This window comes from Cryobacterium sp. 10C3, assembly GCF_034314285.1.
Classification (GTDB): Bacteria; Actinomycetota; Actinomycetes; order Actinomycetales; family Microbacteriaceae; genus Cryobacterium; species Cryobacterium glucosi.
This window is the reverse complement of sequence record NZ_JAVIWF010000002.1, coordinates 240,864-254,450: the sequence shown is the minus strand read 5'-3', so window position 1 is coordinate 254,450 and position 13,587 is coordinate 240,864. Positions and strand designations below refer to the sequence as shown.

Sequence of the window (13,587 nt, the reverse complement as noted above, 5' to 3'; positions counted from 1 at the left end):
GCGACTCAGAGGCGGGTGAGCTCGAAGAGGACCGCCTGCTCGGGGGCGAGGAGCGGAGCGGGCAGTCCGACCTCGGCGAGCACGGTGCCGCTCAGGGTCACCGACCCGTGCTGCAGCCAGGCCGGCGCGGCATCCTGGATCACGCGCGGCTCAACCGACGGCACGCCGGACTCCCCCGCCCCGGAAGGCTCAGCGCCCGGGTCGACTGCCCCGCCGATCGTCAGCGGCCGCACCGTGTACCGCGCGTCCTGGTCGAGCCCGGGGAACCGCAGCGAGGCAGGCAGTGCGGTCCGCGGCGCGGCGAGCGCGACGTACGCGAACACAGCGGATGCCCCGTCGCAGGCTACGACGCCGTGCAGCTCGAGCGCGGGGTCCGACGCATCCGCGTGAACGACGACGCCCGAGTGCAGCAGCGGACGAAGCCGTTTGTATTCCGCGATCCACCCGGCGACGGCCTCGAGCTCGCCGGCCGAGGCACGGGTGAGGTCCCACTCGATGCCGGCGCTGCCGAAGAGCGCCGTCGCCAGCCGGAAGCCGAGCGACGCGGTGCGGCCCGTGGTGTGCGCGGTCGCGGCGCCGAGGTGCCCGCCGAGGTACTCCGGCGGCACCAGCACTCCGGTGTACCGCTGGATCTGCTGCCGCTCGAGCGGGTCGTTGGTGTCGCTTGTCCAGACCCGGTCGACGAGCGGGAGGATGCCGAGGTCGATCCGGGCGCCGCCCGAGGCGCAGGATTCGATCTCGAGTCCCGGGTGCGCGGCGCGCAGCGTGCCGAGCAGCCGGTAGACCGCCTCGGTCTGGCGATGCGCCGATCCTCCGAGCAGGTCTCGGTTGTGGTCCCACTTCAGGTAGGCGATCGGGTACTGGTCGAGCAGGGCCGTGAGCCGGGCAAGCACGTACGCGAAGGCATCCGGGTTGCCCAGGTCGAGCACCCGCTGGAACCGCCATTCGAGCGAGCCTTCGGCGCCGAGCACCCAGTCCGGATGCGCCCGCGCGAGCTCGGAGTCGAGGCTCACCATTTCCGGTTCGACCCAGAGCCCGAAGGAGAGACCCGCCGCGTGCACCCGCTCGACCAGCGGGTGCAGGCCGCCCGGCCAGGTCACGGGGTCGACGAACCAGTCGCCGAGCGCGCGTTTGTCGTCTGTGCGGCCGGTGAACCAGCCGTCGTCGAGCACGAAGCGCTCGACCCCGACCCGCGCGGCCGCCTCGACAAGCCGGGTGAGCGTCGGCAGGTCGTGGTCGAAGTACACGGCCTCCCAGGTGTTGAGCACGACCGGGCGCGGGTCGTGGATCGTCGCCCACGACCGAATCCACGGATGCAGCCGCGCCGACAGCCCGTCGAGCCCGGCCGCCGAGTACGCGGCCACGGTCCAGGGTGAGGTGTAGACGGCCCCGGCTGGCAGGGCCAGTTCCCCGGGGGCGAGCAGTTCGCCGCTGCCGAGGGTTGCGGCGCCGAGCGCCGAGCGCTCCGCCCAGACCCGCTTGTCGCCGCTCCAGGCGAGGTGCACCGCCCAGACCTCCCCACGGCGGAACCCGAACCCGGGCACCCCGGCGACCGAGAGGAACGGGTCGTCGTGGCCAGGCCGGCCGTGCCTGCTCTCGCGGCTCCAGACGCCGTGCGCGAGCGTCGTGCACTGCGGACGGCGTTCGTGGCTCCACAGCCCGGTGAAATCGAGGAGTTCGCCGGCCCGGTCGGGTACGGGCAGGGTCATGTCGAGCGAGCCGAGTTCGAAGTCGGTGTCGCCCGTGTTGGTCAGGGTGTGCCGCACGCGCAGCACGCCCTCGACCGTGAGTTCAAGGTCGGTCGACACCGCGACGGATGCCGCGGCATCCGCCGTGTCGATCCGGAGCGAGCGCGCACCCCGGCGCTGCACCGCCTCGAGCCGCAGCGCGAGATCCGCCGGCCGACCGGAACCGATCGAACCGGCAGAACCGGCAGAACCGGCGGAACCGGCGACGCCGCGCCGGAAGCCGCTCAGCCCCGGCCGGCCGCTCCACCCTTCGGCGAGCGTCGGCAGCAGCGAGAGCCGCAGGGGTACGTCGATCGAGCTCGGCGGGACCGCGGGAATCGCGGCATCGGCGAGCGCGGCCAGCTCGGGCCCGGAGAGGGCACCGAGGTCGGCGCCCCAGTGCACGATCGCGGGAACGGCCGTGCCGCGGGCGTCCAGCACAAGGCTGGTGCCCGCGGCACGGAGGTAATACAGGCCCGCCGGGGAGTCCGTCGACGGAGTGTGAGTCACGTGGATCGCTGCTAACTGCTCACACTGCGTGAACGGGTCGGTACGGATCGCTCCCGGGGAGCTGCTGGGGAGCTGCTGGGGAGCTGCTGGGAGAGCCCTACTTGTTGACGGGAATCGACTGCGCCGTCATGGCCGCAATCGTAGCCGTCTGGCCGGTCTTGAGGGCGTCGATCAGGGTGCCCTTCTTGGTGACCGCGGCCTTGAACCCGTCGGAGACGTCGTTGTACGTCTGCGTCATGGTCGGACCCCAGACGAAGTCGGGCGAGACCTGCGAGGAGGCCTTCGAGAAGACGTCGTAGATGGCCTGGCCACCGTAGAAGTCGACTCCGGCCTTGAGCGCGGGCAGTTCCAGACCGGACTTGGCCGCCGGGTACAGGTTGGCGGACTTGTTCAGCAGGGTGAGCGCCTCATCGGAGGTGTTCAGCCAGAGCGCGAACTTCGCGGCCTCATAGGGGTGCTTCGATCCCTTGAAGACAGCGGTCGAGGAACCGCCCCAGTTACCGCTGGCCGTGTCGCCGGCGGCCCACTGCGGGGACTCGGCGACGGCCCACTTGCCGGCCGTGTCCGGTGCGCCGCTCGCGATGGAGTTGGCGCCCCAGGCGGCGGAGTTCCAGGTCCAGTCGCTGCCGGTGTTGTAGGCGTTGTTCCACTCGTCGGTCCACGGCGGGTTGGTCGAGACGAGGTCCCGGTCGATCAGGTCCTGCCAGTACGCGGCGACCTTCGCCGTCGTCGGGTCGGTCAGGTTCACGGTCCAGTTGGTGCCGTCGTTCTTGAACCAGGTGCCACCGGCCTGCCAGACGAGTCCGGCGAACTGGTTGATGTCGCTCTGGGAGAAGTTAGTGATGTAGCCGCCGGTCGCGCGGATCTTCTCTGCGGCGGCGGTGTACTCGGCCCACGTGGTCGGGATGGCGATGTTGTTGGCCTTGAACAGGTCGGCGCGGTAGAACATGGCCATGGGGCCGGCGTCCTGCGGGATCGCGTACACGGCATTGTCCTCGCCGAAGTTGACCTGTCCCCAGGTCCAGTCGACGAAGTCCTTCTTCGCGTCGAGCACGCCGGCACAGGCGGCGAGGTCGGTCAGGCCGTCCTGCACGCGGAAGTTTGGCAGCGCGTCATACTCGATCTGGCCGAGGTCGGGCGCGTTGCCGGCCTTGAGCTGATTGAAGAAGTTCTGGTAGGTGCCGCCGTTGCCGTTGGGTCCGGTCTGCACCTTCACCTGGATGTCGGGGTTCGCCTTGTTCCACACGGCGACGGCGTCCTCCATGCCGGGGACCCAGGTGGTGAAGGTCAGGTCGACCTTGCCGGTCGACGGTGCGCAGGCTGCGGCGGCGGTGCCGGAGCTTGTCGTCGAGGCGGAACAGCCGGTCAGCGCAACCGAAGCTGCGGCGAGCAAGGCAACGGCGACCGCTCTTTTCTTCATTCGCATGTGTCTTCTTCTTTTCTCTTGGGAAAGGAACCGTCCGGCATTCCGGGCGGGTGGTGCTGTGGGTGAAGCGGAGGTGAGGTGAGGGGGCTACTTGACCGAGCCGGCGCTGAGGCCGTTCCGCCAGAAGCGTTGGAGGAGCAGGAAGATGATGATCAGCGGGATGATCGACAGCAGCGCGCCGATCAGCACGTAGTCGCGCAGCACGGGGATCTGGTTCACCTGCGAGTTCCAGCCGTAGAGCCCGAGCGTGACCGGGAACAAGGTCTCGTCGCGCAGCATGATCAACGGCAGGAAGAAGTTGTTCCAGATCGCGACGAACTGGAAGAGGAACACGGTGACGAGGGCGGGCACCATCATCCGCACCGAGACGGTGAAGAAGGTGCGCACCTCGCCGGCACCGTCGAGGCGGGCCGCCTCGATCAGTTCGTCCGGCACGCTCGCCGAGGCGTAGATGCGGGCGAGGTAGACCCCGAACGGGCTGACCAGGCTCGGCAGGAACACCGACCAGAACGTGTTGGTGAGGCTGATCTGGCTGAAGATCAGGAACAGCGGCAGCGCGAGCGCGGTTGCGGGCACGAGCACCCCGCCGAGCACGACGTTGAAGATCAGTTCGCGCCCGGGGAACCGGTACTTGGCGAGGGCGTACCCGCACATGCCGGCGATGATCGTTCCGACCAGGGCACCGAGCCCGGCGTACAGCGCGCTGTTGAGCATCCACTTGAGGTAGACGCCGTCGCGGTAGCTGACCAGGGCGCCGATGTTCTGGAACAGGGAGAAGTCCGCGAACCAGAGCGGGTTCGTGCCGGTGAACTGGGCGCGATCCTTCGTGGCGGCGACGAGCAGCCACCAGACCGGCACCAGGAAGTAGAGCGTGAAGACTCCCATCACGATCATGGCGCTGGCCCGGGCGAACGGGTTCTCCCGCTGGGCACGTGGGGCCGAACCGGGGGTCGAGCGGATGCGACGGGCCGGCCGCACCGGGCCGGGGGTGGGGGTCAGGGTGCTCACTGGGCTTCCTTCCGCTGCGTGAACTTGAGGAATGTGAACGAGAGCACGAAGGTGGCGAGGGCCAGCACCACCGAGAACGCGGCGGCGAGGTTGACGTTGGGGATCGACGACGTCGTGTACACGGTGAGGTTCGGCGTGAACGTGCTCGTCACGGCGGAGCTGAAGCTCCGGAACACCTGCGGCTCGGCGAGGAGTTGCAGGGTTCCGATGATGGAGAAGATCGCGGTGAGCACGATCGCGGGCATGATCAACGGGATCTTCACCGACCAGGCGATCCGCAGCTGCCCGGCGCCGTCGAGACGGGCGGCCTCGTAGAGCTCGGTCGGGATGGCCAGGAGCGCCGAGTAGATGATGAGCATGTTGTAGCCGACGTAGACCCAGGTGACGACGTTCGCGATGGCCCAGAGCACGAGGTCCGCCGAGAGAAAGTTGATGTTCTGGGTGACCGCGCTGAACGGCGACAGGTTCGGTGAATAGAGGTAGCCCCACATGATCGCGGCGATGACGCCCGGTACCGCGTATGGCACGAAGAACGCGAGGCGGAAGAACTTCTTGCCGCGCACGAGCGGGGAGTCGAGCAGCAGCGCGAACAGCAGCGCGAGCCCGAGCATGATCGGCACCTGCACGGCGCCGAAGGCGAGCACCCGGCCGACGGACTGCCAGAACGGGCCGTTCTGGAAGACCAGGACGTACTGGCTGAGTCCGCCGAAGACCTCGGTCGCCGCGCCGAAGGTGCCCTCGCGCTTGATCACGAGCAGGGATTCGTAGATCGCGTACCCGATCGGCACGAGGTAGAACAGGGAGAACAGGGCGCCGAAGGGGAGCACGAAGATCAGGATCGCGCGCTTGTGCTGCACCCGCGGCTTCGCCGGGCGGGGGCCGGGCCGGCCGGCGAGCCGGCGGGCCGTGCGGGTGTCGCCCGGGACATCCGTGAATCGGGCGGTGGAAGCACTCATGCTGCCGTGTCCTCTCTGATGACGCGCACGGCGCCGGCCGGTACGCGCACAATGCGGTCGACGGCGGCGTCGGTGACGAGTTCGTGCCCGCTGGCGGCGATCTCGATCTCGGCGTGGCCGTGGTTGATGACGAAAAGGTAGCTGTGCGTCGCATCGGCGCGACGCACGACCTCGATGGTGCCGTCCGATTCCGGGCCGAGGGCGGTGACCCGCGCAGCCTGGGCGACCGTGCGCATCACCTCGCGCAGGGCGTCGGGTTCGAGTGCGGTGGCGAGATACCAGGCGGTGCCCCGGCCGAAGCCGTTGCGGGTGATCGCCGGGACGCCGGGCAGGGGGCCGTCGCGGTAGCTCGCAACGGCGGTCGCGCCGTCGAGGCGCAGTCGCTCGGTCCAGAGGCCGGCAGTCGCCCCGGAGTCCAGGCTCAGCGTCCGGCCGGGGAGCAGCGGGGAGAACTCCTCGACACGGATGCCGAGCATCTCGCGGAACGCGCCGGGATAGCCGCCCGGGCGGACCCGGTCGTCCTCGTCGACGATGCCGCTGAAGAAGGTGACGAGCGCGTGCCCACCGTTCGCGACATAGTCGGCGAGACCGGCGGCATCCGCGTCGGTGACGAGGTAGAGGGTGGGCACGACGACGAGGCGGTAGCCGCTCAGGTCGGCGTCCGGGGCGATCACGTCGACCGTGATGCCGAGACGGTGCAGCGCGGTGTATGCGGCGTGCATCTGGCCGAGGTACTCGACCGACTGTGACGGCCGGGATTCGCCGTCCCCGGCCCACCAGGCCTCCCAGCTGAAGACGATCGCGGCATCGGCGATGACGCGGGTGCCTGCGATGTCGCCGAGCCGGTCCAGGATGGCGCCGAGGTCGACGACCTCGCGCCAGAGCTCGGTGTCTGTGCCGGCGTGGGGAACCAGCGCGGAGTGGAACTTCTCCGAGCCCTGCAGCGAGGCCCGCCACTGGAAGAAGCAGACCGCGTCCGCGCCGCGGGCGACGTGGGTGAGGGAGTTGCGGGTCAGTTCGCCCGGCGCCTTCGCGAGGTTGTGCGGCTGCCAGTTCACGGCACCGGTCGCCTGCTCCATCAGCAGCCACGGGGCCCCGCCGGCGAGCCCACGGGTGAGGTCCGCTGCGAAGGAGAGCTCGGTGACGGGGTCGCCGAGGCGGTGGTCGAGGTAGTGGTCGTTGGCGACCACGTCGACCTCGGGCGCCCACTGCCAGTAGTCGAGGTTGCGGATGTGGGCGGTGACCATGAAGTTGGTGGTGACCGGCACCGCACTGTGGCGGCGGATGACGTCGCGTTCGCTGCGGTAGTAGTCGAGCAGCTCGTCGGAGCTGAACCGGTGGAAGTCGAGCACCTGGCCGGGGTTGCGGCTCGAGAGGGTGAGTCGCGGGGTGAGGATCTCGGACCAGTCGCCGTAGTGCTGGCTCCAGAACGAGGTTCCCCAGGCGGCGTTGAGCGCGGCGATGGTGCCGTAGCGCGCCTGGAGCCAGCGCCGGAAGGCCAGCGTGCTGTCTTCGTCGTAGCAGAGCGCGTTGTGGCAGCCGAGTTCGTTGGACACGTGCCAGAGCGCGATCGCGGGGTGCCGGCCGTAGCGCTCGGCGACCTTCTCGACGAGGGCGAGGGCGTGCTCGCGGAACACCGGCGAGCTCGGGCACCAGGCCTGGCGACCACCGGGGTAGCGGATGCTGCCGTCCTCGGTCTCCGGGAGGATCTCCGGGTGCAGCGTGGTCAGCCACGGCGGCGGCGAGGAGGTGCCGGTGCCGAGGTTGACCCGGATGCCGTTCGCGTGCAGGAGCTCGATGATCGTGTCGAGGTTGGCGAAGTCGTACTCCCCGGCCTCGGCTCGATGTGTGACCAGCCGAAGATGTTGATCGCGACGAGGTCGACGCCGGCCGCGCGCATCAGCCGCATGTCCTCGGCCCAGGTCTCCGGGCCCCACTGCTCGGGGTTGTAGTCACACCCGTATGCGATGCCGTCGTGGGCGAACGGGACCGCGGATGCCGCCTCGTTCTGGACTGCTGCTCGCGCGTTCATCGGCTCCCTGACGTCGTTGGCACCGGCATCCGCCGGATGATCTGTGAACGTGCACAGACCGGGTGGAAAAAAGACCCTGCGGCCGATCTGTGAACGTACACAGAGTAAGTACGGATCGCGATCCGTGTCAAGGACCATTTCGCGAAACGGGCGATACAGTTATCGAATGGTGACCAATCCGGGGCGGCGCAAACGTGCCACGATCCACGATGTCGCCCTCGAGGCCGGGGTCTCCCGCGGCACGGTGAGCCGGGTCGTGAACGACGAACCCTACGTGTCCGCCGAGGCGCGGATCGCGATCGAGGCCGCCATCGAGAAGGTCGGCTACGTGCCGAACACAGCGGCCCGCAACCTCGTCATGCAGCGCTCGCAGGCGATCGGTTTCATCGTGCACGAACCGCACTCGCTCTTTCTGGAAGACCCCAACATCGGTGAGATCCTGCTCGGGGCCAACGCCGCGTTGTCCCTTGCCGACTTCCAGATGGTCTGCCTCATCATCGACTCCGAGCGGGACACCGACCGGGTCGCCCGGTACCTGAGCGGCGGCTTCGTCGACGGGGTCATCGTCGTGTCGGCCCGCAAGAATGACCCGATCACGCGCATTATCGAGAAACTGGGACTGCCGTCGACGTTTGTCGGGCATCCGCCGGACCTGCGGCAATTGCCGTTCGTCGGCATCGACAACCGGAGCTCCGCACGTGCGATCACGGAGCGCCTGCTGGCCACCGGCCGCACGCGCGTGGGCATGATCGCCTCCGCCCTCGACCGCGACTCGGGAGCCGACCGGCTGGCCGGGTTCACGGATGCCCTCGGTCCCCTGTTCGACCCGGCCCTCGTGGCCCGGGTGCCGTTCTATGCGTATGCCGATGGTGTCGCGGGCATGCGCGCGCTGCTCGCCGCCGAGCCCGGACTCGATGGGGTGTTCGCGGCATCCGATGCCGTTGCTGCGGGCGCGCTCGAGGCGCTGCGCGAGGCCGGGCGCAGCGTGCCGGGGGACGTCGGCGTCGTCGGCTTCGACGACAGCGCCTGGGCGCTCCGGTGCCAGCCGTTGCTCTCGACCGTGCACCAACCGGCCGCCGGCCTCGGCGAGCGGGCTGCCGAATCGGTGCTGGCCCAGCTGCGAGGCGAGGAGCCAGAGCTCGGCGGCATCCTGCTCACCACCCCGATCGTCTGGCGCGACTCCGCCTGACCCGCCCTGCCCTGCCTTGCACCCGTCTCCCTCCCTCGCGAGAGTACGTTTTTGGCCCTTAAACCACGGGTTCAAGGGCCAAAAGTGTACTCTCGCGGGAGGTCGTGGCCCGGTTCGTGGAGCGGGAGGGGGAGGGGAGGGGCGGGCGGCTAGCGGCCGAGCCAGCCGCCGTCGACGGGGAGGATGATGCCGTTCACGTAGTCCGAGGCGGCGGAGGCGAGGAAGACCGTCGCTCCGGTGAGGTCGGCTGGGGTACCCCAGCGGGCGGCGGGGATCCGCTCGAGGATGGCCCCGGACCGGCCGGCGTCGTCCTGGAGGGCCTGTGTGTTGTCTGTTGCGAAATACCCGGGGGCGATGGCGTTGACGTTGACGCCGAGCGGCGCCCACTCGTTGGAGAGCGCCTTGGTGAGTCCGGCGATCGCAGACTTCGAAGCCGTGTACCCGGGCACGTTGAGCCCGCCCTGGAAGCTCAGCAGTGAGGCGGTGAAGATGATCTTGCCGTGGCCCTGCGCGATCATGGTGCGGCCGATCTCCCGGCTGAGCACGAACTGGCTCGAGAGGTTGACGGCGATCACGCGGTCCCACATCTCGTCCGAGTGTTCGGCGGCGGGGGCGCGCGCGATCGTGCCCGCGTTGTTGACGAGCACGTCGATCGGGCCGAGCGCGGTGATCTCGGCGGCGAGCGCGGCGACGGCGTCCCGGTCGGCGAAGTCGGCGTGCAGTGCGGTGAACCGGCGGCCGAGTGCGGTGACCGCGGTCTCGATCGCGCTGCGGCGCTCGGGCATTCTCGACGAAACGCCGACGATGTCCGCGCCGGCCTCGGCGAGTGCGACGGCCATGGCGAAGCCGATGCCGCGGCTCGCGCCGGTGACGACGGCGGTCTTGCCGCTGAGGTCGAAGAGGTTCAGAACACTCATGAGTGATTTCCTAACGTTGTGGTCGCGAATGCGCTTCCCTGGTAGCCGAGGGCCTGGGAGATGGCCGCCGCGGCCTTCAGTAGGGGGCCGGACATCGCCTCGATCTGCTCGTCGCTGTGCTCGATCGACAGCGTGGACACGCTGAGCCCGTAGCGGACGGTTCCGGTGTGGTCGAAGAGGGGCGCCGCGATGCAGGCGATTCCGGGCACGTTCTCGCCGCGGTCGCGGGCGGTGCCGCGCGAGCGCACGCCGGCGATCTCGCGGCGGAAGGCGTCCGGGTCGGTGATCGAGGCATCCGTGATGCGGGCGAGGCCGGCGCTCGCGATGATACGGTCGACGGTGTCGTCTGGGTAGCTCGCGAGGATGACCTTGCCGATGCCGGTGGTGTGCAGCGGGGCGGCATGGCCGACGCGGGAGGGCATTGTGTACGGTTTGCGGGAGTCGCTGCGCATCACGTAGACGATCGAGTCGCCGGCGAGGTAGCCGATGTGCACGGTGCAGTCCACGGTCGCGACGAGGTCGTCGACGAAGGGTTGGGCGATCGCGGAGATGTCGACGCCGGCGAGGGCGCGGCCGGCGATCGCCAGGATCGCCGGGCCCGGCAGATAGCTGCCGGCGGGGTCGGTCGCGAGGAACCTCTGGGTCACAAGGGTAGCGAGCAGGCGGTGCACGGTGGCCTTGGGCAGGCCTGTCGCGGCGACGACGTCCGAGAACCGCGGGTGCTCGAGGGCCGCCTCGAGCACGATTAGGATGCGCTCGGCTGCGCCGGCAGGGGCGGCAGGGGCGGCAGGGGTGGCGACCCGGACGGCGGCGGGGGCCGACGGCATCCGCTCGCCGGCCAGGTCAGCAGTCATCAGGAAACGGCGGTGATGTCCACGGCGTCCATGTCGTCGAAGGACTGGTTCTCGCCGGCCATGGCCCAGATGAAGGAGTAGTTCGAGGTGCCGACGCCCGAGTGGATCGACCAGCTCGGCGCGATGGTCGCCTGGCGGTTGGCGACGATCAGGTGGCGGGTTTCGGTCGGCTCGCCCATCAGGTGCACGACGCGGGCGGCCTCGGGGAGGTCGAAGTAGAGGTAGGCCTCCATGCGGCGGTCGTGGGTGTGCGCGGGCATGGTGTTCCACATGCTGCCCTCGTGCAGGCTCGTCACGCCCATCACGACCTGGCAGCTGCGCACGCCGTTCTCGTGGATGTACTGGTTGAGCGTGCGGCGGTTCGAGGTCGACTGGTCGCCGAGCTCACGGACGATACCGGTTCCCGCGGGCACGAGCGTGGTCGGGTATTCGGTGTGGGCAGGCGCGGAGAAGATGTAGAACCGGGCGGAGTCTTCGGTCTCGGGCGCGGCGCTCGCACTGTCCGAGATGAATTCGACGACGGATGCCCCGCGGCCGATGTACAGGCACGATCCGTGTCCGAGGGCGAACGGCACTCCATCGACGACAACGGTTCCGGATCCGCCGACGTTGACGATCCCGGCCTCGCGGCGCTCGAAGAAGTGGTCGGTCCGCAGTTCGGGGAAGCTCTCGAGGGTGAGCGGGGCCGTGACGGGGCTGACCCCGACGAGGATGACCCGGTCTTCGTGGGAGTAGACGGCGCGCAGCTCGTCGTCGACGAAGAGGTCGGTGACGAGGAAGCGTTCGCGCAGCTCGGCGGTCGTCATTCCCCGGACTTCGGTCGGGCTGGTGGCATTGCGGATCTGCACGGAGACTCCTTGCGCTTCACGGCCCCAAAATGGAACTTAGTTCCATTCTGGGCGCTGGCGCGTCCTCAGTCAAACCGACCGCGGCCGTCAGACTGGTGCGACGAGCCTCGAACGGGGGCTCCGGCTGCGGCACGGCCAACCGATAGCCTGACGAGAGGTGCGCTGGTGAATCCCGTGGATGCCCAGCCGATGTCCCACGATCACCGATGAAGCGAGGACCGCATGCGCACCGGCGCAGGAACCGACACGACCTCCACTGCCGACGGGTCCACAGTGCGGGTCCCCGCGCGGTCCCGGAAACAGCGAACGTGGTTCTTCCTGACACTCGCTGTCGGTCTCGCGACTCTCCTTACCGCCGGGATCGGCATCCCGCTGACATCGGCCGAACACGATCGGGTCGTCGCCGAGAACACCAAGCGTGCGACCCTCGCGGCGACAGCCGCACGAGCCGTGAGCGAACTCGCGGCGCTGCGCACCGAAGTCGCCCTCTTCGTTCTCCCCTTGGATGACTTCGATAGGCGCCTGGTCGGTGTCGTCGACCCGGCCCTGATCGCACAGCTGAACGTCGCCCGAGACCGACTGAGCTTGGCCGCTCACGGCGGCTACGCCCGGGCGATCGCCGAAGCTCACTCCGTCGTCGTGCGTCGGCTCCAGGCCATCGCGGAGGCGGAAGCCACCGCAGCGGAGACCGCGGTCGGTGTGCAGACCGCTGCCGATCAAAACGCCCGGGATGCTGTCACCGCGGCCGTTCGCGCACTGCGTGCCGCGGCCATCACCCACGGGGAACTGCCGAAGGCCTTCACCGCGGTCGTCGTCGCGAATGCCGCACTGACGGCAAATCAGGCTGCTGCCGTGGCCGCAGCCCAAGCCGCGGCCGAAGCCGCCGCCGCTGAAGCCGCGCGGGTCGCGGCAGCGACCAGCGCCCGGAATTCCGGTACTTCCCGGAGTTCCGGGTCGAGCGGAACCGGCAGTACCGGCGGCACGACGTCCGGCTCCCCTGGCATTCAGTTCCTGCCCCACCCCACCTTCCTGGACCCGCCCGTTGTCCACAACAACGCCAACTACCAATCCATGTGCCAGGGCGAGGCTTTCGACGACATCATGGTCGAGGGTGGCAGCTCGTACACCTTCGATTACGACTTCGCGTACTCATACATCGTCCAGATTGCCTTTGAGACGAGACAGTGGGACCTGACCGTCTTCGCCTGCCTCTGACACTGGCCGAAACGAGCCCGGAGTTACGCGGCCGCGAGTTCGCAACCGAAGAATTTGCAGGTGCCATGCCCACGCGTCAGGGGTGCAGCAGTGCGGCGAACTCGTGCTCGAGGAGCGCGCGGAGGGCGTCCAGGTCTGGGCAGGTGTCCGGGTCTGCCGCGAGGGTGACCTCGAGGCTGCCGGCGTAGGAGAGCACGGCGAACGACACCGTCACGTTTCCGGTGGGGCCGGTCAGGGGCACGAGGCCGGTGACCGGGCACCCGAAGATCGAGAGGGGCTCCGCCGGCCCGCGCAGGTTGGTCACGAAGGTGTGGATGGTCCGCTGCCGGCTGATGAACCGCTGGAACAGTCCGAGCCGCGCGAGCAGCCGGAAGAACGGCCCGAGCAACGCCGTCGACGCGCCCGCGGGCGCGAGTTTCGCCGCCCTCGTGGCAGTGGCGACAGCATCCAGCCGAGTGAACGGATGCCCGACCCCGGGCACACGAATCGGAATCACCCCGCTCTGGTTCCCCAGTTCGCCCGCGACAGCCTGGCGCCGACCCGAGAACGGCACCGACAACACGAAGGTCTCCTGCCGCTCGCCGCGCTGCTCGAGCAGCCGGTGCAGCGCGCCGCCGATCGCCGTGAGCACGAGGTCGTTGACCGTGGCGTGGTGCGCGTGGCCGACCGCGAGCACACGCCCCAGGTCGAGCCGGATCGACACGAAGCGCCGCCGCGGCCCGGTCGGCACGTTGAGCGAGGTGCGGGCCAGGCGCGGGGCGCCGATCGATCCGCGCAAGGCGAGGAGGCCGCCGACCGCACGCGCCAGGGAGGCCGGCAGCTGCGGCACCGCGCGAACCCTGCCCGCCCACGCGTCACGCGCGAGCGCCGAGACAGAGGGCATCCCCCAGAACCCTTTCGCGAAA

11 protein-coding genes and 1 pseudogene are annotated in these 13,587 nt (G+C 69.3%); 2 read left to right on the top strand and 10 right to left on the bottom strand.

Annotated features, from left to right (window positions below):
* Positions 1-5 precede the first annotated feature (5 nt).
* The 6 genes and pseudogenes from RGU41_RS01780 to RGU41_RS01755 form a co-directional block, all read right to left on the bottom strand.
* Positions 6-2,237, bottom strand: a complete 2,232-nt coding sequence (locus RGU41_RS01780; RefSeq protein WP_322135345.1) for an alpha-galactosidase — start codon at positions 2,235-2,237, stop codon at positions 6-8.
* 97 nt (positions 2,238-2,334) lie between these two features.
* A complete protein-coding gene (locus RGU41_RS01775) occupies positions 2,335-3,663 on the bottom strand; it encodes an ABC transporter substrate-binding protein (protein WP_198413369.1) in 1,329 nt (442 codons plus the stop codon).
* 87 nt (positions 3,664-3,750) lie between these two features.
* The gene (locus tag RGU41_RS01770) at positions 3,751-4,557 is read right to left on the bottom strand and encodes a carbohydrate ABC transporter permease (protein WP_134446013.1); all 807 of its coding nucleotides are present in this window, start codon (positions 4,555-4,557) and stop codon (positions 3,751-3,753) included.
* A 110-nt stretch (positions 4,558-4,667) separates the two neighbouring features.
* Positions 4,668-5,627 (bottom strand): carbohydrate ABC transporter permease, encoded by a 960-nt coding sequence (locus RGU41_RS01765; RefSeq protein ID WP_134445948.1) that lies wholly within the window; start codon positions 5,625-5,627, stop codon positions 4,668-4,670.
* Entirely contained in the window at positions 5,624-5,863 is a 240-nt protein-coding gene (locus RGU41_RS01760; RefSeq protein ID WP_322137278.1) for a Beta-galactosidase C-terminal domain, read from the bottom strand. Before RGU41_RS01760 ends, RGU41_RS01765 begins: the two co-directional genes overlap by 4 nt.
* Positions 5,864-5,893: 30 nt before the next feature.
* Positions 5,894-7,527 (bottom strand): annotated as a pseudogene (locus tag RGU41_RS01755) (beta-galactosidase); the annotation flags it as partial.
* 298 nt (positions 7,528-7,825) lie between these two features.
* On the opposite strand from RGU41_RS01755, the gene RGU41_RS01750 reads away from it, so the two are divergent.
* Positions 7,826-8,848, top strand: a complete 1,023-nt coding sequence (locus RGU41_RS01750) for a LacI family DNA-binding transcriptional regulator (protein WP_134445950.1) — start codon at positions 7,826-7,828, stop codon at positions 8,846-8,848.
* Positions 8,849-8,997: 149 nt separating this feature from the next.
* Here the strand turns inward: RGU41_RS01750 and RGU41_RS01745 are convergent, their stop codons facing one another.
* From RGU41_RS01745 to kduI, 3 genes are read right to left on the bottom strand one after another with little or no spacing between them, the layout of a single operon-like run.
* Complete coding sequence (locus RGU41_RS01745) at positions 8,998-9,765, bottom strand: SDR family NAD(P)-dependent oxidoreductase (RefSeq protein ID WP_322135344.1); 768 nt, start codon at positions 9,763-9,765, stop codon at positions 8,998-9,000.
* Positions 9,762-10,619: an IclR family transcriptional regulator gene (locus RGU41_RS01740; RefSeq protein WP_322135343.1), complete on the bottom strand. Its 858-nt coding sequence runs from the start codon at positions 10,617-10,619 to the stop codon at positions 9,762-9,764. Before RGU41_RS01740 ends, RGU41_RS01745 begins: the two co-directional genes overlap by 4 nt.
* On the bottom strand, positions 10,619-11,467 hold the full coding sequence (gene kduI, locus RGU41_RS01735) for a 5-dehydro-4-deoxy-D-glucuronate isomerase (RefSeq protein ID WP_134445951.1): 849 nt from the start codon (positions 11,465-11,467) through the stop codon (positions 10,619-10,621). Before kduI ends, RGU41_RS01740 begins: the two co-directional genes overlap by 1 nt.
* A 222-nt stretch (positions 11,468-11,689) precedes the next feature.
* Here kduI and RGU41_RS01730 point away from each other — a divergent pair, with 222 nt between their 5' ends.
* Entirely contained in the window at positions 11,690-12,682 is a 993-nt protein-coding gene (locus RGU41_RS01730) for a hypothetical protein (protein WP_322135342.1), read from the top strand.
* A 76-nt stretch (positions 12,683-12,758) separates the two neighbouring features.
* Here RGU41_RS01730 and RGU41_RS01725 read toward each other — a convergent pair whose 3' ends face one another.
* Positions 12,759-13,565: a WS/DGAT domain-containing protein gene (locus RGU41_RS01725; protein ID WP_322135341.1), complete on the bottom strand. Its 807-nt coding sequence runs from the start codon at positions 13,563-13,565 to the stop codon at positions 12,759-12,761.
* Positions 13,566-13,587: the final 22 nt, after the last annotated feature.